Consider the following 24,359-nt stretch of genomic DNA (forward strand, 5'->3'; position numbering starts at 1 on the left):
TGTCGGCAGTAAGAGTTATTACGGAACAATACGCTGATTTACTCTTTTTTGTCGCCGACCCAAACCACCAGCACTTTATCACCCTGATATTGGCGGCTAAAGGCATAGTAATCAGCCGTTTGCTGTGACTGTTGCACTCCGGCACCAATGGCGGGATGGCGAGCGCGGAACTGACTCACTTTCTGCCAGTGCGCCAGCAACGCCCCTTTTGCGCCGGATAACTCACTCCAGTTCATGTCTGATCGAGTGCCCTGTAGGGGGTCTGAACCGGTGGGGCCGAACTCTCGCCCGCTCTCATCGCCGTAGAAAATCTGTACCGCCCCCGGTGCTAGCAGCAGCAGATCCGCCGCCCGTTGCTGTTTTACTAATGACTGTTGCGCGTCATCTTTGAAAAACAGTCGGGTATCGTGCGAGGAGAGATAGCTCAGCACATTGAAACCTTGCAGCTTCTCCGCCATTAGTTGATAAGTGCCGTCAATGGATGAGAAGCAGGTGAGCGCCTGTTTTGCCTGATCCTGAAAATCAAAGTTAATCATGGCATCAAAGCCATTTTGGTAGTAATCGCTCTTCATCACCCCGTGGCCCCAAGCCTCGCCAGTCATCCAGAAAGGTAAATTATCCAGTGCTTGATCGGGATGAGCAGCTTTCCATGTCGCCAGTGCGGCGCTGGCTTGTTGCTTCAATTGCTGCCATGCGGGCTTCTCCACATGCTTGGCGGTATCCACCCGAAAACCGTCAATGCCGTAATCGCGAACCCATTGGCTCAACCAATGGGTCATGTAGTCTCGCGGCGTGGCCCCCGGAATTTCCCGTGCGGCAGTGTCTGGTTTGTGGCGGTAAAACACGGGTAAGCCACTGGGTTGAGTGGATTCAGTTTTGATGTCCGGGAGGAAAGCCAGCGACATGGTCAGGTCATCATAGCCGGGGGAGTCATAATCGCCAATATCGGTGCGAATCCACTTCTTGCCCCACCAGTTATCCCACGCCGCTTTATCACCGAAATTGATGTAATCGTTGAAACTATGCCAGGTTTGGCCGCTGCCGGGTCGCCAATCCGTCCAGTTTTTACCTAAGGTTTTCTCCCGTTGATCACCTTGCAGATAGAGCGCGCCAAATTGGTAACTCTGCATATCTGCCAGCGTGGCATAACCGACGTGATTCATCACCACATCAAATAGGATACGAATCCCGCGTTTATGCGCCTGTTCCACCAGTGTATGCAGCTCCTGTTCGGTGCCCATATTGGCATCTAGACGGGACCAATCCAGCCCGTAATAGCCGTGGTAGGCGTAATGCGGGAAGTCACCTTTAGTGCCGCCGCCGACCCAGCCGTGAATCTGCTCAAGGGGGGAGGTTATCCACAAGGCATTGACGCCAAGTTGTTGCAGGTAATCCAGTTTTTCGGTTAACCCCGCCAGATCGCCGCCGTGGAAGGTGCCGATCTCCTGCATTCCATCGCCGTGGCGGCCATAGCTGTGGTCATTCGCCGGATTGCCATTTTCAAAGCGATCCGTCAGGGCGAAATAGACAGTGGCGTTTTGCCAGCTAAAGGGCGCGGCTTGCTGGGTCTGCGCGGACTCCAGCAGCAGTAAACCGCCACTCTCGGGCGCGGGTTGCAGGGTAATTTTACCGAGGGAGACTTTGGCTGTTTGGCCGGAGTAGAAATCCCGCACCATTTCGCCTTCAGCAAAGATTTTGCTGACATCAATGGTCACCGGCTGACCATCCCAGCGCTGACAGCTATGCACGACGACTTTGACGGTTTCTGCCACTGGCTCTTTCAGGCTGAGGGTGAGTGTCGGTGTGCCGCTGCGGGTATCAATGCGCGCCTGATACTGACCATCGCGGAACAGTCGCCATTGAATATCAGCTTGATTCTGGCAGGGTTGCAGCGAAAAAGTTTGATTCAATTTCACCGCGCTGGTGGGCTGCCAGCACTGTTTATCCTGATAAAACTTGAGCGGATATTCCCCTTTGGTCAATGCACTGCTACTGAGAAACACCCCGCTATCCTGCTCAGTAAACGCGGGGAAATGCTGAAGTGACCAATTAGCCATGGCGGCGGGCGAGATCAGCAGAAGCAAAGGGACAGTGAGATGTTTCATGGCACATCGTCCTTAAATCAGAATAAAGTTTGATGAGTAGCAGTGTGCCGATTGGCGAAGAAATAGCCTCATCCCTAAGTGATTTTTGTAGGGAGGAGAGCAGTGGAGGAGATGTTTTGGCCTGCAAGCAGGCCAGTGGGCGATTGGCTCAGCTTATGATTTCGGCAAAACCTGCGGGTTGACGCAGTTTTCTGTGACGGTGCCGGTCAGGGCGGCAATCAGGTTATCCACGGCGCAGGCGGCCATGTTGTAACGGGTTTCATGGGTGGCAGAACCAATGTGCGGCAGGGCAACCACATTACGTAACTTGAGGAGTGGCGAGTCTACGGGCAGCGGCTCATGCTCAAACACATCCAACCCCGCAGCATGGATAGTGCCCTCTTGCAGGGCAGCAATCAGCGCCTGCTCATCCACGACAGGGCCACGGCCCGCATTAATCAGGATGGCGCTGGACTTCATTTTTGCCAATTGATCACGGCCAATCATATGGTAAGTCTGCTCGGTCATCGGCAGAGTAATGCACAGGAAATCAACCTCCGCCAGTAAATCATCCAGTGAGCAGCGGCGCGCACCAAAGCGCGTTTCGGCCTCTTCGTGGGGGCGGCGGCTGGTGTAGAGCACGGGCATACTAAAACCAAAATGCGCCCGCTGGGCCAGCGCCATACCAATGCGGCCCATGCCGAGAATGCCGATAGTTTTATGGTGAACATCCACGCCATACCACTCATCACCAATGCTCCCTTGCCACTCACCGGCTTTGACTCGCTCGGCTAACTCCACTACCCGGCGAGCAGTGGAGAGCACCAGCGCCATCATGGTGTCGGCCACGGTTTCGGTCAGCACAGTTGGCGTGTGCATCAACGCCACACCCCGCTGATTCAGCGCCTCCACATCAAAATTATCATAACCAACAGAAATGGTTGAGGCTGCACGCAGACGCGGTGCCAATTGCAAAAATGCCTGACCAATCTTGCCACCAGAACCAATCAGCCCCTCCGCCTGTTGCAGCGCCGCTAATAACTCGGGCTGATTCTCCGGTGTTAAACCCTCAAAACTGTTGACTGTAAAATGTTGTGCTAATCGTTGGTGCAGGTCGGTGGGGAGACTTTTGTACAGCACTATGGAAGGCTTCATCGCAAACTCCAATTGATTTGGACCCGTGAGATCTGAAGCCAGCATAACAGTGAATACTACTGCGAGATCAAGTAATAATCTCGCTGATAATGTTACGGCTAATTAAAATATCAGGCTTCGCTACTGGCGATATTCTTTGCCGTCAGGCTGTGCGAGCGGATTGCAGCACAACGTAGCGCGGTAATGATCGCCAGTGCCGGGGCAATGGCAAACAGGGTAAATAGCCAGTGGGCGGTGTTCTCTGCGCCTGCGACGCCGCCGGGGAAATTGAGGCCCGAGAGGTTGGCGACCATCCCCGCCATCGCGGCTCCGACGGCGGTGGCAAACATCTGCACCGTGGTAATCGACGCGCCAGCAATGTCCTTATCTTCGTCAGCGGCCACTTGCAGAATGCGCGTCAGCAGGTGCGGCCAGCCAAAACCAATACCAAAACCCACCATGGTGAGCGCGATGGCGATAGGGGCCATCTGTTGCCAGTGACCGAGTGAGGCGGTTGGCATCAGGATAGCCAGCGCCACGATCCCCGCCAGAACTATGATTGGGCCGCTGATAATCGCCCAGCGAATACCTGATTTCTTCCAGCCTGCACTCATCACTTCAGAAATCGTCCAACCCGCCGCCATGGTGGCGGCAATATAGCCGGAGAGCAGGGGCGACTGGCCGTGTAGCGTTTGCAGGAAGTAGGGGACGAAGATCTCGCAAGTAATGCCGATCGCCAGCAGGGAGATGGTGATATAGAGTGCCGCCAGCGGTGAGCTGAGACGCAATGCCCCTTTCGGCAGCAGGCGCGAGGTGGCGCGAGACTCTATGCGGAATAACAGCAGTAACAGTAAGACCGCCAGCGCCATGCCCGCCATGTTTATCAGGCCGCTACTGGCGATGCTGCTGGCAGAGATGGTCAGGACAATGGCAGTTAATAGCACCAATTGCGTGGTGGGCAGTGACGAGGCGGTGGTAGTGCTGGATCGGCCCGCTGGCAGGATGCGCCAAGTAAAAATGGCATAAATCAGGGTGACTGGAAGCAGAGTCCAAAACGCGAAACGCCATGCATCCATTTCAGCAAAAATACCGCCGATGGCCGGGCCAATCAGGGTTGCGACACCCCACATGCCAGAAATGAGTGCCATTGCCCGTGGCCAGAGTGATTGCTGAAAGACCAGATTAATCATGGCGTAAGAGAGTGCAAACAGGAAGCCGCCTCCCAAGCCCTGCACGGTGCGGCCAACCAGCATCATCGGCATATTCGGTGCCATGGCACATAACGCACTGCCCAACATAAAGACCAGCGAGGCAAAGAGGTATGCGCTGCGCGGGCCGTAGCCACTGAGGAGGCGAGCAGAGAGGGCCGAGCCGAGGATGGAGGCGGTGACGAATAAGGTGGTGTTCCAGGCGTAGAGACTCAGGCCGTTAATCTCCAGCACCACAGAGGGTAAAATGGTGGTGGCGATATAGATATTGATGGCGTGCAACACCACTCCACCCGACAGCGCTATAGCAAAGGCCGCATTTTTACCGGAGAACAGGTCACTCCAACGGCTTGCATCATTCATTATCACGTTTCCATCCTGCCAGAAGTCTGGTTGTTGAGTTGATTTTATTGTTACTATAAAGTTAAACAAGAAATTTCTTGGAATAAGGTAGGCCACTCAGTGATAATAAGTCAAGCATCAGCTTGGGAAATGTTATGCTGATAATGATTCATCGAAAATCAAAAAAGTCGCAATGATACCGGGGATGATATGAATATCGACCAGACAACCAGCCCACACCCCTCTGTTGCCAAGCGCTTACTGATGCTGCTCAAGACCCGTGGCCCGCTGCAAGCGAGTGACGCCGGGATGATGTTGGGCACCACCGGAGAGGCGGCCCGCCAGCAATTTGTCAAACTGGCGAAAGAGGGGCTGGTGCTCTCCGAGGCACAAACGCGCGGTGTGGGTCGCCCTATCCAGCTTTGGCAGCTAACCGAGGCGGGCCATGCCCATTTCCCTGATGCGCATGGTGAGTTAACTGTGCAATTACTGCGCTTGATCCGCACCCAATTGGGTGACAGCGCCCTCGAGCTGCTGATTGATAGCCGTGAGCAGGAGACGAGCAATCAATATTGTCAGGCGATGGAGGGGGCTGATGATGTGACCGAACGTGTTGAGCGGCTGGTGGCGATTCGCACCCGCGAAGGTTACATGGCGGAGATGCAGGTTGAGGCGGATGGTTCGCTATTGCTGATCGAGAATCACTGCCCAATTTGCGCAGCCGCCACCCAGTGTCAGGGTTTTTGTCGCGCCGAACTGGCGGTATTCCAGCAAGCTTTGGGCGCGCCCGTCGAGCGCGTTGAACACATCTTATCGGGTGCTCGCCGCTGTACTTATCGCATCAAACTGGATCCATTATGATGACCGGAAGGTTATCGCCGTCAGAAAAGTGCGGATAAACCGAGCTGTTTATCCGCATAGAGCAGGCTGGGATTACAGTGGGCTTAGGGTGATCTCTACCCGACGGTTTTGGGCTTTACCGGCGGCAGTGCTGTTACTGGCGACCGGATTATCTGGGCCTGCGCCGCTGGTGCGGATGCGGTTGGCAGCCACACCTTGCACGATCAGTGCGCTGCCTACACTGTCCGCGCGCTGCTGTGAAAGTGTCATGTTATGGGCTCTGGCACCGCTGCTGTCGGTAAAGCCCGTCACATTGACGGCGGTTTTATCATACTCTTTCAATACCATGGCGACCCCGGTCAGGGTGTTGGCACCCGCCGGTTTCAAGTTGCTGCTGTCGGTATCAAAAGTGACATTATTGGGCATGTTCAACACGATATTGTCGCCCTGACGCGTCACACTGACCCCGGTGCCACTCATTTTTTCGCGCAGTTTAGCTTCCTGCACATCCATATAGTAGCCCGCACCACCGCCTAGTGCGGCTCCCGCTGCGGCCCCGATTAACGCCCCTTTGCCACGGTCATGTTTGGATGATGACAACATGCCGATCCCCGCCCCTAAAACGGCCCCAATTCCCGCGCCATAGCCGGATTTCCCTGCCTGCGATTCGCCGGTATAAGGATTAGTGGTACAGGCGGAAAGAGTGAGCGCGAGAGTGAGGGCGGTCACCGTGGCCAGAATGCGTTTTTTCATCAAATGTTCCTTAAATGGTGCTCTATTTCGGCGAAAATCTGGCAATGTCGCCCAATAGCGGACTGAATCATCGTTAAACCGCCTCAATTTTTTGGGCGGGTATTTGTGTGCCATCGTTATCCGGCAAAAGGTGAGGGAATACCATTGAGAAAACTCTCATAGTTTCAACCCAAGCATTCACTTGATGGGTTTAGCAGCAAAATGCGCACGGAAAAGCTGCCGATGGGCGAATGGCTTTTGCACTACCCCTTATCGGTAGTCATAGGGGCAGTGCAATAGTGGCGGCGACCTATTTGGCAGGACTTGGTGTGGATGGGGGGGGCATGGCATATCTGTCAGGAACAAAGACAAAACCGATGCGTTTTTTGATGACGGCGGAAGGGGTTGAAATCACTTCTGCTTCAAGCTCAGTCACACCCGTGGCTTGAAGATGCTGAATGGTGGCGTGCAGTGCGGCCGACCCCGCCCCTCTGATCGCCCCCTCAGTTTGCGGGGTCAGGACATAAGCGGGGTTGGTTATTGTTGCCCCTATGACAGCGTGGGTTCTCTCCGCATTACCATCAACAAAATAGGTGTAGGCAATGCTGGTGCTGACAATTTGATGATTAAACCTGACCACGACAATGATCTGATTGTGGCGTTGATACTGCGCGTAACTCTTTATCAGCCGGCTGGTCACTCGACCCGCATATCTATTGGTCTCCATGTCGGTTGGGAACAGGCCATGGCGATTACACTGTATCGGTTTTTCGAAGTATGTGTTCTCCCATTGCGCAATGACTTCAAGTAATGCATATAGGCTCTGACGGTTTTGTGAATAGGGTCCTTGAATCACCTCAATCTCGAATCTCTCCTGCGGTACGATCCATTCCCCATTTTGCAGTATTCGTGGTAATACCGCTTGGTAAACATAGGAAGAGAGCGGCATCTGATAGCTTCCCAGCGGGTATTGTTGCGCTTGCCGTGGTGGTGCGATGTCACTGCTGGATTCGCTATCACAGCTATCATAGTGATCATTTTCATCGAAACTATCATAACTGTCATAGCCCTCGTTACTGGGGAAGTTGCTGGCACCCTGTGAACTGCTCGGCAAGTGACTCGCCCCCTGCGAGCTACTGCTGGCGACATACTGGGCATAGTTTTGTTCAGCATAGGTGAAGGTTTGTGTGATGCTATCGATGAGTGCCGATCGCCCCTGCTCTTCAGCCACATCGGTCAGGGTTTGGATCAAACGATTTCCCGCAATCGGCGAATGAATAAAGGCATCAATGGCATCGTTATCATTGTCTATGGCCCCTCTGTCCAAAATGCCATTGATGGTCTGAATGAGATATTCCGTTGACCAAGTCCGCAAACTATTACCGAACAGCAGGGTAAAATCAGTTAATACCGCTGACAACCATGTAGAGCATGAATAAGTGGCTTGGCGGGGATAGCGGGTGCTAATAATGTTATCTAATGATTTCTGGCAATGACGAGAGACCGCAGGCAGGGTCAGTGATTGACCATGAAGTTGGGTATTGAGCTGGGTTAATGTGAGTGTCGGGGTATCCTGTTTTTGTGGGGCGGAGGTCTCGACGGGCTTGGGTTTTAAGGGTTCACCAGTGCCCGCCACCACCCTATCTGACGCGTCATGCCCTGCGAAAATGGCTTTAATGTGCCGCCATGCAGACTCAACCTGATTGCAACGCCCTTGGGTCACGAGGTTGTAGAGTGCTAGTGGGCCAGATAAAAAACAGCCAACAATGCCTGCGGTTCCGCGCTTGGTTCTGTGCGGTTCGCTGTGTGAGGCTATCAGCACTTTTTGCAGGGTCAGTGGTTGCCGATCATCACTATTAAAGATAACTAACTCCATTCCCTCCTGATGAATATCATGATCAGGGGACATTGACACTATGGGTGATGAGTGGAGTAACTCACCGTCTGCCGTCTCCAAATAACTCAGGATTAATTCATTCTCAAACCAAGAGATCAGAAAAGAAATGTGAGTTGCATCTTTGTGTAACGCAAAGTCAATTTGTTGAGAGTTCGGTGGTTGTATTAATACCATGCCATCATCAATGGTAATATCTAAGAAATTATTAATGCCAATGTTAAAGCTATTAATATGGGTTTCAAAACTGAGTAATACTGATTTTTCTTGATATTGTGAATCTGGAATGTAATAAGAGAAAATTCGCGAGAGCGGAATGACCATTTTTTGCGTGATAATACAATTTGTATCACAGTTGAGTGGTTTTTTATCTGTGGTGAATATCTCAGTGACTTCATCCCCCGCTATCATTTTTTGCCAGGCTTCCTGTAGGATGTTGTCTGTTAAGGTGAAAAAATGTTCGCCTTGGTAGACCGTTATCTGGCTGCTCTTGGGGATGCTAATTGACTTTATTTTATTAGTGTGAATTTGTATATTGTTTTCTCTTGTAAAATCAATAAGTTCGGGTGAGCTAAGGCAGAATTTTTCTCCCTGAAAATAATTTTCATAATAGAAGCAGACGGGTGAGGTTATGGCAGATCTTACTGCCATGTCATGATGTATTCGGTCTATGACATTACGGGTTAAATTATTTTCGGCCAAAGCGATTTCTGTGGATGATAAATATATTAATAGAGATAACAGAATGCGTTTATTCTTCATATTACTACCCCCTTGTTTTCTCATTGAAAACCAAATGTTTTCAGTAACAGATTAATACGATAGTTAATCCAAATCGTTATTAAAATTTGTCAGATGATAGGAGGGAATAAAATGATAAATTAATTAAATGGCCGTTGCCAATGTAGGGTCAGAATAGTGGCTTTGGTTTCGGCATTATAGGTTTTCTCGGTAACACTAAAACCTTGTTTACGATAAAAACGGTAGGCGCGGCGATTTTGTTGATAAACCTCCAGTGTTAACGCGGAGTAGTGTTGTTGGGCATGATTCATCAATGCCTGACCCACGCCATGACCGTGGTAAGGCTGGGCGACAAAGAGTGCGCCCACCAGTTGCGCTTCCAAGATACTGATAAACCCAACGATGGGGCGGCTCTCGCAGAGGGTTTCTGGGGGGGCTTCCGGTAAACAATAGACCCAAGTTTTTGCCGCTGGAAGGTAGGTATTCCGCACCAACGGGGCGCTCTCGTGCCAGTATTGCTCCGCAACAAAAGGGTGTGCAGCAATGGTGCTGGGTAGCCACAATTGCATCAGGGCATCAAGATCAGAAGGTTGATAATCTCTAATCATTTCACTGTGTTATCTGGGTGGCAGAAGCAGCTTGCCAGATGATCGTTCACCAGACCACTTGCCTGCATAAAGGCATAGCAAATGGTGGCACCGATAAACTTAAAGCCGCGTTTTTTCAGCGCTTTTGACATTGCCTCGGCAGTGGGTGTGGTGGCGGGGCACTCTGCCAGACACCACCAATGATTCACTTTTGGCTCGCCATCCACAAAATCCCAGATAAAGCGCGAAAAATCCTCGCCGTTGGCTTCCATCGCCAGATAGGCTTGAGCATTGGTGATAATGGCCTGAATTTTACCCCGATGGCGAATAATACCGCTGTCTTGCATCAGTATTTCGATATCGTCTGGCCCCATTTTTGCCACTCGAACGGGATCAAAATGATAGAAGCAGTGGCGGTAGCGCTCACGTTTTTTCAGTACCGTTATCCACGATAGCCCTGCTTGCTGGCCCTCCAGACAAAGCATCTCAAACAGTGACTGGCTATCAGTGCGCGGGATACCCCATTCGGTATCGTGATAGGCGAGATAGAGCGGATCCGTCGAGACCCAACCGCAGCGTTGTTGATCCATATTAATACTCCCTTCCAGCACTTAATTTGGCAGTGATAGTCGCCGTTCAATGGATGATATGCAACCTATCGATGCCCTATCTATGTTGACGTCCGTCATACCCTAAGTGACATGTGGGTTGGCCGCCTCTCTGTTACCCAAATTATTTTCGGGTATATACCGTACATTTCTTGACGAGAAATCAATCTGTACAATAATTGAACTGCAATTGGTGTTTTATTTCATTTTATCTTAATTAATTAGCATTATAATGAGGTTATTTCATGAATGTTAAATATTTAAAACTAATTCCTGTTGTTGCTCTGATGGCTTCGGTCATTTTCTTTGCGAGTGTCCGTCCCAGCTTGGCTCAGATCCCTACGTATTATCACGATATCAAAGGTGAGAATTGTGATCAGGACCCCGGCTCGACTCTCTGCGATCCTGGGCCTGTCTATATGAATGCTGAAAGAGTAATGGATGTGATACCCACTCAGGCGGTTCAGTTACAGTTTTTATCTCCGCCGCCCATTAAATGGTGAAAAAATCCCATTTAATGATGGATTCACTGAATAACTGAGGCTATTTTTCACGTCAATTCGCACGTGTTACCGGATTCTGGCTGTATATCTTACGGTCAACGGGTATACTGTTTCATTCTCTTTTATCCACTTGTATCGCGTGCGAATCCAACATGCAAAAGTTTGATACCAAGACCTTTCAGGGCCTGATCCTGACCTTACAGGACTATTGGGCGCGCCAAGGCTGCACCATTGTTCAACCACTGGACATGGAAGTCGGCGCGGGTACTTCCCACCCAATGACCTGCCTGCGTGCACTTGGCCCTGAGCCAATCGCTGCCGCTTATGTACAACCTTCACGCCGTCCGACTGATGGTCGCTACGGTGAGAACCCGAACCGCTTGCAACACTATTACCAGTTTCAGGTGATCATTAAGCCTTCACCAGACAACATTCAGGAGCTGTACTTAGGCTCGCTGAAAGAGCTGGGTCTGGACCCGTTGATTCACGATATTCGCTTTGTCGAAGACAACTGGGAGAACCCGACTCTGGGGGCTTGGGGTCTGGGCTGGGAAGTGTGGCTCAATGGGATGGAAGTGACGCAGTTCACTTACTTCCAGCAAGTCGGCGGTTTGGAATGTAAACCGGTCACGGGTGAAATCACCTATGGTCTGGAGCGTTTGGCGATGTACATTCAGGGCGTAGACAGCGTTTATGACCTGATTTGGTGCGACGGCCCGCTGGGCAAAACCACTTACGGCGATATTTACCATCAGAATGAAGTGGAGCAATCCACCTATAACTTCGAATATGCCGACGTGGACTTCCTGTTCTCCTGCTTTGAGCAGTATGAGAAAGAAGCTAAATCGTTACTGGCGCTGGAAACCCCGCTGCCGCTGCCCGCTTACGAACGCATCCTGAAAGCGGGCCACACGTTTAACTTGCTGGACGCCCGTAAAGCCATCTCAGTGACTGAGCGCCAGCGTTATATCCTGCGTATCCGCACATTGACCAAAGCTGTCGCCGAGGCGTATTACGCCTCCCGCGAGGCATTGGGCTTCCCTATGTGCAAAAAGAATCAGAACTAAGAGGCTGTCATGACTCAACAGACTTTCCTGGTGGAAATCGGCACGGAAGAGCTGCCGCCGAAGGCTCTTCGTTCTCTGGCCGAATCTTTTGCTGCCAACTTTACTGCTGAACTAGATAACGCCAACTTGCCTCATGGCGAAGTGGTTTGGTATGCCGCGCCGCGCCGTTTAGCGGTAAAAGTCGCTCATTTAAGTGCCGCTCAGGCGGATCGCGAAGTCGAAAAACGCGGCCCGGCGATCGCGCAAGCATTTGATGCTGAAGGTAAACCAAGCAAAGCGGCTGAAGGCTGGGCGCGCGGTTGTGGGATTACCGTCGATCAGGCCGAGCGCTTGGTGACAGATAAAGGCGAATGGTTGCTGTATCGCGCTCATGTCAAAGGGGAATCTGCACAACTGCTGCTGGCGGGGATGGTTAATGCCGCACTGAGTAAGTTGCCGATCCCTAAACTGATGCGTTGGGGTGATAAAGAAACTCAATTCGTTCGCCCGGTTCATACTGTAACCATGCTGTTAGGTAGCGAATTAATCTCTGGCACCGTATTGGGCATCGATTCAGACCGTATTATCCGGGGTCACCGCTTTATGGGTGAAGCGGAGTTCGCTCTTGATAATGCTGACCAATACCCGCAACTCCTGTTGGAGCGCGGCAAAGTGATCGCCGATTATGAATTGCGTAAAACTATCATCAAGCGTGATGCAGAATTGGCGGCCCAGAAGATGGGCGGTGTTGCTGATCTGAGTGAAAGCTTGCTGGAAGAGGTGGCGTCACTGGTCGAGTGGCCGGTGGTATTGACCGCCAAATTCGAAGAGAAATTCTTGGCTGTCCCTGCGGAAGCGCTGGTGTACACCATGAAAGGCGACCAGAAATATTTCCCGGTTTACGACACCGCCGGTCACTTGCTGCCAAACTTCATTTTCGTCACCAACATCGAATCTAAAGATCCTCAGCAGATTATTTCCGGTAACGAGAAAGTGGTGCGCCCACGTCTGGCCGATGCCGAGTTCTTCTTTAATACCGATCGCAAAAAACGTCTGGAAGATAACTTACCGCGTCTGGAAAGCGTGCTGTTCCAACAGCAACTGGGCACCCTGCGCGATAAAACCGATCGTATTCAGGCGTTGGCAGGTTGGGTTGCCGCACAAATTGGTGCGGACGTTAACCATGCCACACGCGCGGGTTTGCTCTCCAAGTGTGACCTGATGACCAACATGGTCTTCGAATTCACCGACACTCAAGGTGTGATGGGGATGCACTATGCCCGTCACGACGGTGAAGCGGAAGATGTTGCGGTCGCGCTGAATGAGCAATACCAACCCCGTTTTGCGGGCGATGATTTACCGTCTAATCCGGTGGCCTGTGCGCTGGCGATTGCCGATAAAATGGACACGCTGGCGGGTATCTTCGGTATCGGTCAACACCCGAAAGGCGATAAAGACCCATTCGCGCTGCGCCGTGCGGCCTTAGGTGTGCTGCGGATTATCGTCGAGAAAAACTTGCCGCTGGACCTGCAAACTCTGACTGAAGAGGCTGTGCGTCTGTACGGCAGTAAACTGACCAACACCAAAGTGGTCGATGAAGTGATTGAGTTCATGCTGGGTCGCTTCCGCGCTTGGTATCAGGATGAAGGTCATAGCGTTGATACCATTCAGGCGGTGTTGGCGCGCCGTCCAACCCGCCCGGCTGATTTTGATGCCCGGGTGAAAGCGGTAACCTATTTCCGCACACTCGATGCTGCCGCGACACTGGCCGCCGCGAACAAACGTGTGTCGAATATTCTGGCGAAATCGACAGATACCCTGAATGACCATGTTCATGCTTCGGTGCTCAAAGAGCCGGCAGAGCTGAAACTGGCTACTCATTTAGTGGTCTTGCGCGATAAGCTGGAACCGGTCTTTGCCGCGGGTCAATATCAGGAAGCGCTGGTTGAACTGGCCGCATTGCGGGAAACCGTCGATGAGTTCTTCGACAGCGTGATGGTGATGGCGGAAGACGATGCGGTTCGCGTTAACCGACTGACACTGCTCAGCAAATTACGCGAGCTGTTCTTGCAGGTTGCTGATATTTCGTTGTTGCAGTAAATCTTGTACTTGGCTCGTCACAGGGGAGCGTATATCGCTCCCCTTAGGCTATACCCGTCATACTTCAAGCTGCATGTGCGTTGGCTGCGTTCGATAACCCGAATCATTGACCTGGTGTCAACTCATCGGGATGACCTCACTTGCCGCCTTCCTGCAACTCGAATTATTTTGGGTATATTCTTACATAGGAGTAGTTTCACATGACTTTTGCATTGAATACGACCCGATATTCGCGTTGGTTAGCGCCATTTTTGGCACTGTTGGTGGTGTTTCAACTGACTGCCTGCGGGGATAAAGAGCCTGAACAACGTAAGGCGTTTATTGATTATCTGCAAAACACGGTAATGCGTAGCGGGATGAAGCTGCCGACACTGAGTGAAGATCAAAAGCAGAAATTTGGCCCTTATGTCAGCGATTACGCGATTCTAGTCACTTTTTCGCAGCAACTCACTAAATCTGTGGATGCCAGCTTGACGCCGGCTATCGCCCAAATCAATGAGATTCGTGTGGCGCAGGATTATTTGAATAAGCGCGATGCACTACAGCAGTCTGCGGGGGCTTTGAATCTGTTAGTACAGCAGATTCGCACCGCCAAAACACAGGCCGATAGTGCTGTTGCCGCGTTGAAACAGCCTGATGATTTGAAGGCGGTATTCAATAAAGCCTTTGAGAACATTGTGACTCAGCCCACCAATGTGTTGATCCCAGCCATTCCGGTGGTCTCTGCTTTTGTGCAAGACTTGGCCCAAGTTGGCGATTTCCTGCAACAGCAGGGGGCGCAGGTCACCTTTAATAATGGTGGCATTCAGTTCCAGACACCACAGCAAGCCGCCTTGTATAACACCATGATGGCTAATTTGGTCGCCAAGTATCCGGCGATGATGGCGGCACAGAAGAGTGTGATGAGTGTGATGCAGTGATTTGATTTTGTGTTTTTGGATAGCAGTAACAGCTTGTCCTACATCATTGCGGATGTAGCTGAGTTCGGTAGCGGTGAGAGCCTGGCAGTTATCATTTTGATGACAGAGCAGTATGCCAGATAGGCTCCATCGCTTTTTTTTGCAGTAAGCAGGGCTAGGGAGCTGTATTTTAGGCACTTTCTGTACATTTATCGATTAATGAAAGTAATGACTAATAAGCTTAAATATAATTCTTTTTTATCAAAAAAAGGTGTTAGTTATTATGTCGGTAATCAAATGTCATACCCAAAGAAATATAAGCTCGCTTTTTACATCTCAATCTCATTCTGCTCGAGAAAATTTAGAAAAAAATCCATCATTTTCTTTCAAAGACACGATATCAAGCATAAAGAATTATTTGGTGAAAAACTCATACTCCCCTTACATAATGGAAATTAAATTAAAACTAAAAGAACATAAAATTAAAGTTGAGTTAAAAGAAAGAGAAAATCAAGCTAGAGAAAGGGATATTGAACATGATTTTAAAAAGATAACTATTTCAAAGCCTATAGCTGCCGTGGTTCCAGTGACTGTATTTGGGGGTAATGTGCCTGCCGATATCAAGCGTTATACTAAAGATGGGGAGGTGGAGCTTTCTGGAGATTATTACCGGGAAAATAAAAAAACGCTAAAGATTAACACGATTAAAAATTTCTCAGAAATATCGTCAAAAAATGCAATGGTTCTGTTTGAGACCACTGAGTTACAAGTCGGTGAATTATTTAGCTAAGAAACGTGCAAACTATAATTCATCAAGTGACTGAGCCACTATTGGGTAACATGTATTTTATGATGTTACCCGATGATATTTTTGATGTGAAGTTTCCCCATTTGTCGCTGTTGCTTTATTACACACTCCCCACGCACCTCCCCCGCATGGAAGTTATTGGGCAGGTGAATGTCACATATCTTCTCTGCGAACAAAAATAACTTGTGATTAACATCACATTTTCAAAACAAATCCACCCACGCAAAATGTGATGAATATCACTATTTATCGCATTTTTAGCTTAAAAATTATCCGCCGTGACTTTCTTACAGCTCAGTAGTGTGATCAGTGTCAACAAATAGCCCCCCGTTATGGGGGTGTAAGTGTGATATTGATCACATGAATCCCACGAGCTACGCGTAGGTAAAGGAGCGTGCTAGAGTTTGTTTTGCATACAGCGTGTTTGTATCCGATAGCATCGGCGGGTTTTGCAGAACTGCCTCAACAAAACAATTATATCGCGCTCTTATTGTTAGCGCGTACCAATAGGGGTGTTTTATGTTTTCACCGGACGCAAAGGTCAGAATTCAAAATTTTGGCCGATTCCTCAGTAATATGGTTATGCCCAACATCGGCGCATTTATCGCCTGGGGTATTATCACCGCACTGTTCATTCCTACCGGCTGGCTGCCCAATGAAACTTTAGCCAAACTGGTCGGCCCGATGATCACCTACCTGTTACCACTGCTGATCGGTTTTACCGGTGGCCGTTTGGTGGGGGGCGATCGTGGTGGTGTGGTGGGTGCGATTACCACCATGGGGGTTATCGTTGGTGCGGATATGCCAATGTTCCTCGGCGCGATGATCGTCGGCCCACTGGGCGGCTGGTCAATCAAACACTTTGACCGCTGGGTTGAAGGCAAGATCAAAAGCGGCTTTGAGATGTTGGTTAACAACTTCTCAGCCGGTATCATCGGTATGCTGTTGGCGCTTCTGGCCTTCATGGCGATTGGCCCACTGGTAGAAGTGCTGTCTAAAGCATTGGCTGCTGGCGTGCATATCATGGTGCAGAACAACCTGCTGCCATTAACCTCTGTCTTCGTCGAACCGGCCAAAATCCTGTTCCTGAATAACGCGATTAACCACGGTATCTTCTCACCTCTGGGTATCCAGCAGGCGACGGAAACGGGTAAGTCTATCTTCTTCCTGATCGAAGCGAACCCAGGCCCAGGTATGGGTGTGTTGATGGCTTATATGTTCTTCGGCCGAGGCAACGCCAAGCAATCTGCTGGCGGCGCGGCGATCATCCACTTCTTTGGTGGTATTCACGAAATCTATTTCCCATACGTTCTGATGAACCCACGCTTATTGCTGGCGGTGATTCTGGGCGGTATGACTGGCGTGTTTACCCTGACTCTGCTGAACGGCGGTCTGGTATCACCCGCTTCTCCTGGCTCTATTCTGGCGGTATTGGCGATGACACCTAAAGGTGCTTACTTTGCCAACATTGCTGCGGTGGCTGCGGCCTTTGCGGTCTCCTTCGTGGTCTCCGCTATCCTGCTGAAAACCTCGAAAGTGAAAGACGACGAAGAGGACACACTGGAAGACGCCACTCGTCGTATGCAAGACATGAAAGCGCAGTCTAAAGGTGCACAAGCCGCGAATGCCGCTGCTGCGGCGGGCGACTTAAGCACCGTGCGTAAAATCATCGTGGCCTGTGATGCCGGTATGGGTTCCAGTGCGATGGGTGCCGGTGTATTGCGTAAAAAAGTGCAGGACGCGGGTCTGAAACACATCTCCGTGACTAACTGCGCGATCAACAACCTGCCGGATGATGTCGATCTGGTGATCACGCACCGGGATTTGACTGAGCGGGCGATGCGCCATGCACCGCAGGCGCAGCATATCTCGCTGACTAACTTCCTCGACAGCCAGTTGTATACCAATCTGACGACACGTTTGGTTGAGGCAAGTGCGAGCTTGGCAACCACACAGAAAGTGATTGAAACACTGGATGATAGCTTCGAGGCTTGGGAAGCTAACCTGTTCAAGCTGGGTGCAGAGAATATCTTCCTCAATCAACATGCTACGGCCAAAGAGCAAGCGATCCGCTTTGCGGGTGAGCAGTTGGTAAAAGGCGGTTATGTCGAGCCAGAGTATGTTGAGGCGATGTTGGAACGTGAAAAACTGACCTCCACCTATCTGGGCGAATCTATCGCCGTACCTCACGGGACGATTGAAGCCAAAGACCGCGTGCTAAAAACGGGTGTGGTGTTCTGCCAATACCCTGACGGTGTGCGTTTTGGTGATGAAGAGGATGAAGTAGCCCGCTTGGTGATTGGTATCGCGGCGCGTAATAACGAGCACATTCAAGTGATTACCAGCCTGACAAACGCGCTGGATGATGACTCAGTGATTGAGCGCTTAAGCAAAACCACCAGCGTGCAAGAAGTCTTGGATCTGCTCGGTGGCAAAAAATCATAACTGAATGGCGCTAAGTGTTATCCGGCGGTGTCGGATAACCGCCGTAACCTGAATAGGGCCGTTGGGAGCAAACGGCCCTTTTACAGCAAAACAGTTAAAGGTAAATAAATATGAAAGCATTACATTTTGGCGCAGGTAACATTGGCCGAGGCTTTATTGGCAAACTGCTGGCGGATGCTGGCGCACAACTGACCTTCGCGGATGTTAACCAGCCGCTGCTGGATGAGCTGAATAAGCGCAAAAGTTATCAGGTCAACGTGGTGGGCGAACAAGCACGAGTCGAAGAGGTCAACAATGTCAGCGCGGTCAACAGTGGTAGCCCAGACGTGGTGGCACTGATTGCGCAAGCTGATATTGTCACCACCGCCGTTGGTCCGCAAATTCTGGCCCGCATCGCCGGGACGGTGGCGCAGGGCTTGATTGCCCGCCATCAACAAGGTAACACCCGCCCGCTTAATATTATTGCCTGCGAGAATATGGTGCGTGGCACCAGCCAGCTAAAACAGCATGTTTTTGCCGTTTTGCCGGAAAGTGAGCAGGCGTGGGTGGAGCAACATGTCGGTTTCGTCGATTCTGCGGTTGACCGCATTGTGCCGCCATCCGAAGCGGGCAGTACCGATATTCTGGCGGTGACGGTCGAGACCTTTAGCGAGTGGATTGTTGATAGCACCCAATTTAAAGGGCCGCCGCCAGAAATAGCCGGTATGGAGTTGACTGACAATCTGATGGCGTTTGTGGAACGCAAACTCTTCACCCTCAACACCGGTCACGCCATTACCGCCTATTTGGGCCAGCTTGCCGGTCACCAGACCATCCGTGATGCGATTCTGGATCCTGCTGTGCGCCAGACAGTGAAAGGCGCGATGGAAGAGAGCGGTGCAGTGCTGATTAAGCGCTATGCGTTTGATCCACAAAAACATGCCGCTTATATCAACAAAATTCTCTCCCGTTTTGAAAACCCTTACCTGCATGACGATGTTGAGCGCGTTGGCCGTCAGCCGCTGCGTAAACTGAGTGCGGGCGATCGTTTGATCAAACCGCTGCTGGGAACGCTGGAGTATCACTTGCCCCACGATAATCTGGTGACCGGCATCGCCGCTGCCATGAGCTACCGCAGTGAGCAAGATCCGCAAGCACAGGAACTGGTTGAATTACTGGCGAAATTAGGGCCGAAAGCTGCGTTAGCGCAAATTTCAGAGTTGCCTGCGGATAGCGAGGTTGTCGAACAGGCGGTGAATGTGTATAACGCCATGCAGGATAAGCTGGCGCACTGATTCTCAGTATTGGCCTGATATCACTCATTGGTCTGGTATTATTATCAGGCCAATGATTAGGCATTCAAGTATTCACCCACCACCCCAGTGACAAGCGATGATTGAAAAAACACAGGCATTTGAGAATCGGGTACTGGAACATCTGAACGCCGGAAAGACGGTTCGGAGTTTCTTGATGGCCGCTGTCGAGCTCTTGGCAGAAGCACTGAATATTCTCGTGGTGCAGGTTTTTCGTAAAGATGACTATGCGGTGAAATATGCCGTGGAGCCATTGCTGGTCGGGGATGGGCCGCTGGGTGAGTTATCGGTGCGGTTAAAGCTGGTTTACGCCTTGGGTGTGATTACGCGTCATGAATACGAAGATGCCGAGCTATTGATGGCACTCCGTGAAGAGCTGAACCACGATGGCACCGAGTATCGTTTTACTGACGACGAAATCCTCGGGCCATTTGGTGAGTTACATTGTGTCGCGGAGCTGCCTCCCGTCCCCACTTTTTTGCGCCCCGACGAAGCAGACGCCTCATTAATTGCCATGCAACGCCAGCGGTATCAGCAAATGGTGCGCTCAACCATGGTGCTGTCGATCACTGAACTGCTCTCCCGCATCAGCCTGAAACAAGTTTCCAAGCTTTCGCCCCTCGGCCACGTCTGAATTAGCGCAACACGCTAAGCCACTCATCCACCAACAGCCACAGTGCTGTGATTGCCATCAAGCCACCCATCACGCCATTGAATAACCGCAACTTCCAATTCACTCGCAATGCATGGCGAAGTTGATCGCCCATCACTGCCCAGACGGCGACACAAGGCAGATTCAATAGCGCAAAACCGCTGACAATCAGCAAGGTGTGGCTGAGTGTCGCGCCTTCCCGTGGGGTGAATAAGATGGCGACATTCATAGCCATCAACCATGCTTTCGGATTGATGGCCTGAAACAGCGCTCCCTGAATAAACCCCATCGGCTGCTCGCCATCCCGTGAGTTGGGGCTACCGGCATGGTAAATCTTCCACGACAACCACAATAGATAGCCGCAACCCAGTGTCACCAGCGGCAGGCGAATCACTCCCACCCAACTGAGGATCAATGCCAGTAGTGTGGTCATTAGCGCACATTGCAATGCACAGCCAAAAGTAATCCCCAGCATCATTGGGAAGGTGCGGCGCAAGCCAAAATTAACGCCAGACGCGGCCAGCAGCAGGTTGTTCGGGCCGGGCGTGATCGACATGACGGTGACGTAACTGATAAAAGCGCTGTCTAACATAGTATGAACCCCGATTTTCTTATTTTTCAAAAAGCGTGTAGCCAAGAGATTCAGCATAAACAGCAATCCGTGATGGCGTCAGAAGCAGAAGTTATCTATTGTTACGGGTACAGTTTGAGTGTACCTAAACTGTACCCATTGATCCTGCGGAGAACTGTCACCATGTCCCTTGTTATGAATGAAATTCGCTACTTACAGGTGGCAGATAATTTAGCGCAAGCCATTAAGAACGGCAGTTTGCTGGCGGGGAGCCGCCTGCCCTCGGTGCGTGGCTATGCCCAAAGTCATCAGGTGAGCATCAATACGGTGGTGGCGGCGTATCGCACACTGGAAGATCGCGGCCTGATTGAGGCGCGTCCGCAGTCGGGGTTCTACGTCTGTAGCCCGTCAACGGCTGTGGTGCCGACGGCCACAGTGGGTAAGCCAGTCGATGAGGTGCTGGACTTAATTGATACGGTATTTGCCGCGCAACAAAATCCCAGTTTTACCAATATCTCGCTGGCCTGCCCGCAGACGGGCGATTTTTATCCGAGTGCTAAATTGGGGCGCATTATGGCCTCACTCCTGCGCCGCCAGCCGCAACTGATCAGCCAATATGCTTTGCCACCCGGCAGCCAGCGCCTGCGCCAGCAAATTGCCCGCCGCGCCATGACATTGGGAATGCTGGCCAATCCGGCGGAGATTACCATCACCCACGGCTGTATGGAGGCGCTGCAACTGGCGTTGCGAGTGACGACACGGCCGGGGGATTGTGTCGGGCTGGAGTCGCCCACCTATTTCTATCTGATGCCGCTGCTGGCGAGTCTCGGCTTGAAAGCGGTAGAGATTCCCACTGATCCGCAGCAGGGATTATCATTGGATGTGCTGGAGTTGCTGCTGAAAGAGGGGCGGTTGAATGCCCTGATCGCCATGCCCACGGTGCAAAATCCATTGGGCTATACCATGCCGCTGGCGGCGAAAAAGCGGTTGGCGCAGCTAATGAACCATCACCGAGTGCCCTTGATTGAAGATGGTTTATATGCCGAAATTCAATTTGGCTCGACCTTATCCCCGGCGGTCAAAGCCTTTGATCGCGACGGCTGGGTGCTGTTTTGCTCCAGTTTTACCAAAACGTTGGCACCGGATTTCCGTGTCGGCTGGATTGATGGTGGGCGCTTCGCTGAAGCCTTGCACAAGCTAAAAGCGGTCTCGTCGATGGCAGAATCGGCGCTGTTGTCGGAAACACTAGCGCTGTTCTTGGAGTCCGGTGGTTATGATCATCACCTGCGTAGCTTGCGCCGCCGCTATGCTCAGCAGGTACAGCAAGCCCAGCAACTGATTACCCGCAACTTCCCACAGGGCACCAAAGTGACCCAACCGGCGGGAGGGTTTGTATTCTGGGTTGAATTCCCAGAGACAGTTGATACTGTCGCGCTGTTCCATCAAATGCTGCAAGAACAGATTTGCCTGACGCCAGGGACGCTTTATTCGCCGAGCGGCCGCTATCGCAACGCCTTTCGCCTCTCATGTTGTTATCCATTCAATAGCCGCTATACCGGGGCATTGGAGCGGTTGGGGGCGGTGGCATGTGAAATCAGTGGCCTACCTGCGGGAATGCAGTGGCAGCCGGTAGAGGAGGTTGCTGCCGAAAGGCCAGCATCCTGATACACTATCTCTATCGATGCACAAATCAGTGCTATCCTATCTCCAACTTTAGCGAAATATCGTGCCCATCAGTGGCATGTACGGGCCAATACTATGAAAGAACATGCAGAAATCAAACGTCTAAGCGATTTGCTGGATGCGATGAACCACAAAGATCCTAGCGTTATCCAGCAGGGCAATGTGGATTTAATCGCGCAGCATATGAAAGAAAAAGAGAAATTGGCGGCTGAAATTCAGCGCTTGAAAGAAGTGCGGGTTAAAAACCTGAGCGTCGAAGCCCAGAAACTGGCGCAACTGCCCTTCAGCCGTGCGATTACCAAGAAAGAGCAGGCGGATATGGGCACCTTGAAGAAAGCGGTGCGCGGTATTATCGTCGTCCACCCAATGACGGCATTAGGCCGCGAAATGGGTCTGAAAGAAGTGACTGGCTACGCTAAAAAAGCTTTCTAATTACCTCGCCGAATCGATTTACCGTACCAAATAAATCCGGGTAGGAGGCATAGCCACCGCCCGGTTTTTTTATGGGTTTTATCAGTCAAAGAGTTCGGTGTGAGTCCCGATGCAGCCCCAGAAACCTATTTCATCCCCTTGACATATGCTAAGCATATGTTAGTGTTTTTGATAGCACTACTATCAGGAGAGAAAATATGAGAACTGTATCTATTTTTAAAAATGGGCAGAATCGGGCCATTCGTTTACCCAAAGATATGGATTTTGAAGGGGCCACAGAACTAGAAATAATTAAAGAAGGTGATAATATAATCTTACGCCCGATACGACCAACGTGGGTGTCATTTATGGATGAAGATAAAGCAGATGATGATTTTCTTGCCGAAAGACAAGATATTATCGAAGAGGGACGCTTCGAGTTATGATCAAAAAAATATATATGCTTGATACAAATATTTGTTCTTTTATTATGCGGGAACGCCCAGCTGAAATAATTATAAAATTACAACAATGTATTGAGCATCAGAATAAGATAGTTGTTTCAGCCATTACATATTCAGAAATGCGTTTTGGCGCGATTGGTAAGAAAGCCTCACCAAAACATACCTATCTAGTTGATGAGTTTGTGAAACGACTAGATGCTATTTTTCCGTGGGATGTTGCTGCTATTGATGCTACAACAAATATTAAAATAGATCTTGCAAAGCAAGGTACTCCAATAGGTGGGAATGATGCTGCAATAGCCGGACATGCTATTTCCACAGGCGCGATATTAGTGACTAATAATGTAAGAGAGTTTGAAAGAGTTAAAAAGTTGCGGATAGAAGATTGGGCTAACTGATCTTTATCCATAAGGTAAATGTATTCGGCAGGTAAAATATATTCGGAGTACTAATTGTCATCCTCTGGTGAGTGATTCTAGTCTTTTAGTCTAGATTGCCATCCTTGGCATTGGCCTCAATCGCCCTACTAGGATCTACTTTTTGGCATCATTATCATCAATGGTGTCAGCTAACTCTTCCCCAGCAAGCGGCGATTAAAATCCTCGATCTTCCCTTCGGTCATGCGCGTCAGCATGGTTTTGCTCCAACTGGCGGATAGCCCGGAAACCGCCAGCAAGCGGCGATACTGCTCTTCGTCGAACGGCATGTGCCACGCGATACCAATGGCCTCGGCGACGGAAATATCACTGGGGCGCGCCAGAAGTTCCAGCGGATGACTTTCGCTGACTTTGCCGGGTGAGATCACGCGATACAGCCAGCCGCAGTAACCAACTTGCTGCATCAGCACCGACATATCCTCGATAGCAAAATGGAAGTTGAGTTTGTAGCAAGGGGAACGGGGTTGGGTGACCTGAATAGTGGCCTCGCCCCAGCGGTAAATATCCCCCATGTAGACATTCTGTTCGGTCATGCCGAGGGTTGAGATATTTTCGCCGTAGGCTGGTGGCGAGAAGAGTTCGGCCTGCTCAGGAAATTGCTGCGTCCAGTAAGCATAATGCTCCCGTGGGTAGTGACATAACGCGCGATCCGGGCCGCCGTGAAAACGCTTTTCGGCTTGCTCATCCCCCTCCAATCCCAGTGAGGTGAGCATAATCCCACCCTCGACCTGACGTTTACCAATGGCGCTGGGGGAACTGCCGTCATAAGGCTCGATTTTACCGATGTAAACCTGTGGATACTTCATCTGCTCTCCTTGTCTGCGTTTGGAAGGGAGAGCCAGAATACCCTGCCTGATGGCAGGGTTCCAAGGTTTAGC

Annotated in this window: 22 protein-coding genes; 13 read left to right on the top strand and 9 right to left on the bottom strand. The window is 50.8% G+C overall.

The window, feature by feature from the left end:
• Positions 1-38 precede the first annotated feature (38 nt).
• The 3 genes from HRD69_RS05720 to HRD69_RS05730 form a co-directional block, all read right to left on the bottom strand.
• Positions 39-2,105, bottom strand: a complete 2,067-nt coding sequence (locus HRD69_RS05720; protein ID WP_004876191.1) for an alpha-amylase — start codon at positions 2,103-2,105, stop codon at positions 39-41.
• Positions 2,106-2,258: 153 nt separating this feature from the next.
• Positions 2,259-3,239 carry a glyoxylate/hydroxypyruvate reductase GhrB gene (gene ghrB, locus HRD69_RS05725; RefSeq protein ID WP_032815079.1) on the bottom strand — a complete coding sequence of 327 codons (981 nt, stop codon included), beginning with the start codon at positions 3,237-3,239 and terminating at the stop codon, positions 2,259-2,261.
• 110 nt (positions 3,240-3,349) lie between these two features.
• Complete coding sequence (locus HRD69_RS05730; protein WP_004876189.1) at positions 3,350-4,789, bottom strand: MFS transporter; 1,440 nt, start codon at positions 4,787-4,789, stop codon at positions 3,350-3,352.
• A gap of 189 nt (positions 4,790-4,978) precedes the next feature.
• Between HRD69_RS05730 and HRD69_RS05735 the strand changes: the two genes are divergently transcribed.
• Positions 4,979-5,629, top strand: coding sequence for a helix-turn-helix transcriptional regulator (locus HRD69_RS05735; RefSeq protein ID WP_004876188.1), 651 nt, complete (start codon positions 4,979-4,981; stop codon positions 5,627-5,629).
• A gap of 72 nt (positions 5,630-5,701) precedes the next feature.
• On the opposite strand, the gene HRD69_RS05740 is transcribed toward HRD69_RS05735, so the two are convergent.
• The 4 genes from HRD69_RS05740 to HRD69_RS05755 form a co-directional block, all read right to left on the bottom strand.
• Positions 5,702-6,361: an OmpA family lipoprotein gene (locus tag HRD69_RS05740; protein ID WP_004876187.1), complete on the bottom strand. Its 660-nt coding sequence runs from the start codon at positions 6,359-6,361 to the stop codon at positions 5,702-5,704.
• A 289-nt stretch (positions 6,362-6,650) separates the two neighbouring features.
• On the bottom strand, positions 6,651-8,645 hold the full coding sequence (locus tag HRD69_RS05745; protein WP_161597841.1) for a hypothetical protein: 1,995 nt from the start codon (positions 8,643-8,645) through the stop codon (positions 6,651-6,653).
• Positions 8,646-9,115: 470 nt separating this feature from the next.
• On the bottom strand, positions 9,116-9,583 hold the full coding sequence (locus HRD69_RS05750; protein WP_032815078.1) for an N-acetyltransferase: 468 nt from the start codon (positions 9,581-9,583) through the stop codon (positions 9,116-9,118).
• Complete coding sequence (locus tag HRD69_RS05755; protein ID WP_032815077.1) at positions 9,580-10,152, bottom strand: DNA-3-methyladenine glycosylase I; 573 nt, start codon at positions 10,150-10,152, stop codon at positions 9,580-9,582. The genes HRD69_RS05750 and HRD69_RS05755 overlap by 4 nt, the downstream gene beginning before the upstream one ends.
• Before the next feature lie 263 nt (positions 10,153-10,415).
• Here HRD69_RS05755 and HRD69_RS05760 point away from each other — a divergent pair, with 263 nt between their 5' ends.
• The 8 genes from HRD69_RS05760 to HRD69_RS05795 all read left to right on the top strand — a co-directional run bounded on the left by HRD69_RS05760 (position 10,416) and on the right by HRD69_RS05795 (position 19,897).
• Positions 10,416-10,673, top strand: a complete 258-nt coding sequence (locus HRD69_RS05760) for a hypothetical protein (RefSeq protein WP_032815075.1) — start codon at positions 10,416-10,418, stop codon at positions 10,671-10,673.
• Between the two features lie 152 nt (positions 10,674-10,825).
• Positions 10,826-11,740, top strand: coding sequence for a glycine--tRNA ligase subunit alpha (gene glyQ / locus HRD69_RS05765; RefSeq protein WP_004876183.1), 915 nt, complete (start codon positions 10,826-10,828; stop codon positions 11,738-11,740).
• 9 nt (positions 11,741-11,749) lie between these two features.
• Positions 11,750-13,819 carry a glycine--tRNA ligase subunit beta gene (gene glyS, locus HRD69_RS05770; RefSeq protein WP_032815074.1) on the top strand — a complete coding sequence of 690 codons (2,070 nt, stop codon included), beginning with the start codon at positions 11,750-11,752 and terminating at the stop codon, positions 13,817-13,819.
• A gap of 200 nt (positions 13,820-14,019) precedes the next feature.
• On the top strand, positions 14,020-14,739 hold the full coding sequence (locus tag HRD69_RS05775) for a DUF3053 domain-containing protein (protein WP_004876181.1): 720 nt from the start codon (positions 14,020-14,022) through the stop codon (positions 14,737-14,739).
• A gap of 262 nt (positions 14,740-15,001) precedes the next feature.
• Positions 15,002-15,508 (top strand): hypothetical protein, encoded by a 507-nt coding sequence (locus HRD69_RS05780; RefSeq protein ID WP_152412106.1) that lies wholly within the window; start codon positions 15,002-15,004, stop codon positions 15,506-15,508.
• A gap of 537 nt (positions 15,509-16,045) precedes the next feature.
• On the top strand, positions 16,046-17,971 hold the full coding sequence (locus HRD69_RS05785; RefSeq protein WP_032815072.1) for a PTS mannitol transporter subunit IICBA: 1,926 nt from the start codon (positions 16,046-16,048) through the stop codon (positions 17,969-17,971).
• Between the two features lie 110 nt (positions 17,972-18,081).
• Positions 18,082-19,245, top strand: coding sequence for a mannitol-1-phosphate 5-dehydrogenase (locus tag HRD69_RS05790; RefSeq protein ID WP_004876176.1), 1,164 nt, complete (start codon positions 18,082-18,084; stop codon positions 19,243-19,245).
• 97 nt (positions 19,246-19,342) lie between these two features.
• Entirely contained in the window at positions 19,343-19,897 is a 555-nt protein-coding gene (locus tag HRD69_RS05795) for an MltR family transcriptional regulator (RefSeq protein ID WP_004876175.1), read from the top strand.
• Between the two features lies 1 nt (position 19,898).
• On the opposite strand, the gene HRD69_RS05800 is transcribed toward HRD69_RS05795, so the two are convergent.
• Positions 19,899-20,507: a LysE family translocator gene (locus tag HRD69_RS05800; protein ID WP_032815081.1), complete on the bottom strand. Its 609-nt coding sequence runs from the start codon at positions 20,505-20,507 to the stop codon at positions 19,899-19,901.
• A gap of 162 nt (positions 20,508-20,669) precedes the next feature.
• Here HRD69_RS05800 and HRD69_RS05805 point away from each other — a divergent pair, with 162 nt between their 5' ends.
• The 4 genes from HRD69_RS05805 to HRD69_RS05820 all read left to right on the top strand — a co-directional run bounded on the left by HRD69_RS05805 (position 20,670) and on the right by HRD69_RS05820 (position 23,442).
• A complete protein-coding gene (locus HRD69_RS05805) occupies positions 20,670-22,151 on the top strand; it encodes an aminotransferase-like domain-containing protein (RefSeq protein ID WP_032815071.1) in 1,482 nt (493 codons plus the stop codon).
• A gap of 93 nt (positions 22,152-22,244) precedes the next feature.
• Positions 22,245-22,601 carry a YibL family ribosome-associated protein gene (locus HRD69_RS05810; RefSeq protein ID WP_004876172.1) on the top strand — a complete coding sequence of 119 codons (357 nt, stop codon included), beginning with the start codon at positions 22,245-22,247 and terminating at the stop codon, positions 22,599-22,601.
• A gap of 197 nt (positions 22,602-22,798) precedes the next feature.
• The gene (vapB, locus tag HRD69_RS05815) at positions 22,799-23,026 is read left to right on the top strand and encodes a type II toxin-antitoxin system VapB family antitoxin (protein ID WP_004876171.1); all 228 of its coding nucleotides are present in this window, start codon (positions 22,799-22,801) and stop codon (positions 23,024-23,026) included.
• Complete coding sequence (locus HRD69_RS05820; protein WP_072099547.1) at positions 23,023-23,442, top strand: type II toxin-antitoxin system VapC family toxin; 420 nt, start codon at positions 23,023-23,025, stop codon at positions 23,440-23,442. The genes vapB and HRD69_RS05820 overlap by 4 nt, the downstream gene beginning before the upstream one ends.
• Before the next feature lie 170 nt (positions 23,443-23,612).
• Here the strand turns inward: HRD69_RS05820 and yiiM are convergent, their stop codons facing one another.
• The gene (gene yiiM, locus HRD69_RS05825) at positions 23,613-24,287 is read right to left on the bottom strand and encodes a 6-hydroxyaminopurine reductase (RefSeq protein ID WP_004876169.1); all 675 of its coding nucleotides are present in this window, start codon (positions 24,285-24,287) and stop codon (positions 23,613-23,615) included.
• Positions 24,288-24,359 lie beyond the last annotated feature (72 nt).

The sequence above is a fragment of the Yersinia mollaretii ATCC 43969 genome, assembly GCF_013282725.1.
In the GTDB taxonomy this organism is placed as follows: Bacteria; Pseudomonadota; Gammaproteobacteria; order Enterobacterales; family Enterobacteriaceae; genus Yersinia; species Yersinia mollaretii.

What these genes read in the sequence shown, in the direction of transcription:
- HRD69_RS05745 (WP_161597841.1), bottom strand. Translation starts at nt 8,645, where the DNA reads ATGATAGCGGGGGATGAAGTCACTGAGATATTCACCACAGATAAAAAA.
- HRD69_RS05730 (WP_004876189.1), bottom strand. Translation starts at nt 4,789, where the DNA reads ATGAATGATGCAAGCCGTTGGAGTGACCTGTTCTCCGGTAAAAATGCG.
- HRD69_RS05805 (WP_032815071.1), top strand. Translation starts at nt 20,670, where the DNA reads ATGTCCCTTGTTATGAATGAAATTCGCTACTTACAGGTGGCAGATAAT.
- HRD69_RS05735 (WP_004876188.1), top strand. Translation starts at nt 4,979, where the DNA reads ATGAATATCGACCAGACAACCAGCCCACACCCCTCTGTTGCCAAGCGC.
- vapB (WP_004876171.1), top strand. Translation starts at nt 22,799, where the DNA reads ATGAGAACTGTATCTATTTTTAAAAATGGGCAGAATCGGGCCATTCGT.
- HRD69_RS05795 (WP_004876175.1), top strand. Translation starts at nt 19,343, where the DNA reads ATGATTGAAAAAACACAGGCATTTGAGAATCGGGTACTGGAACATCTG.
- HRD69_RS05755 (WP_032815077.1), bottom strand. Translation starts at nt 10,152, where the DNA reads ATGGATCAACAACGCTGCGGTTGGGTCTCGACGGATCCGCTCTATCTC.
- HRD69_RS05750 (WP_032815078.1), bottom strand. Translation starts at nt 9,583, where the DNA reads ATGATTAGAGATTATCAACCTTCTGATCTTGATGCCCTGATGCAATTG.
- HRD69_RS05810 (WP_004876172.1), top strand. Translation starts at nt 22,245, where the DNA reads ATGAAAGAACATGCAGAAATCAAACGTCTAAGCGATTTGCTGGATGCG.
- HRD69_RS05790 (WP_004876176.1), top strand. Translation starts at nt 18,082, where the DNA reads ATGAAAGCATTACATTTTGGCGCAGGTAACATTGGCCGAGGCTTTATT.
- HRD69_RS05780 (WP_152412106.1), top strand. Translation starts at nt 15,002, where the DNA reads ATGTCGGTAATCAAATGTCATACCCAAAGAAATATAAGCTCGCTTTTT.
- ghrB (WP_032815079.1), bottom strand. Translation starts at nt 3,239, where the DNA reads ATGAAGCCTTCCATAGTGCTGTACAAAAGTCTCCCCACCGACCTGCAC.
- HRD69_RS05720 (WP_004876191.1), bottom strand. Translation starts at nt 2,105, where the DNA reads ATGAAACATCTCACTGTCCCTTTGCTTCTGCTGATCTCGCCCGCCGCC.
- yiiM (WP_004876169.1), bottom strand. Translation starts at nt 24,287, where the DNA reads ATGAAGTATCCACAGGTTTACATCGGTAAAATCGAGCCTTATGACGGC.
- glyQ (WP_004876183.1), top strand. Translation starts at nt 10,826, where the DNA reads ATGCAAAAGTTTGATACCAAGACCTTTCAGGGCCTGATCCTGACCTTA.
- HRD69_RS05820 (WP_072099547.1), top strand. Translation starts at nt 23,023, where the DNA reads ATGATCAAAAAAATATATATGCTTGATACAAATATTTGTTCTTTTATT.
- HRD69_RS05775 (WP_004876181.1), top strand. Translation starts at nt 14,020, where the DNA reads ATGACTTTTGCATTGAATACGACCCGATATTCGCGTTGGTTAGCGCCA.
- glyS (WP_032815074.1), top strand. Translation starts at nt 11,750, where the DNA reads ATGACTCAACAGACTTTCCTGGTGGAAATCGGCACGGAAGAGCTGCCG.
- HRD69_RS05740 (WP_004876187.1), bottom strand. Translation starts at nt 6,361, where the DNA reads ATGAAAAAACGCATTCTGGCCACGGTGACCGCCCTCACTCTCGCGCTC.
- HRD69_RS05785 (WP_032815072.1), top strand. Translation starts at nt 16,046, where the DNA reads ATGTTTTCACCGGACGCAAAGGTCAGAATTCAAAATTTTGGCCGATTC.
- HRD69_RS05800 (WP_032815081.1), bottom strand. Translation starts at nt 20,507, where the DNA reads ATGTTAGACAGCGCTTTTATCAGTTACGTCACCGTCATGTCGATCACG.
- HRD69_RS05760 (WP_032815075.1), top strand. Translation starts at nt 10,416, where the DNA reads ATGAATGTTAAATATTTAAAACTAATTCCTGTTGTTGCTCTGATGGCT.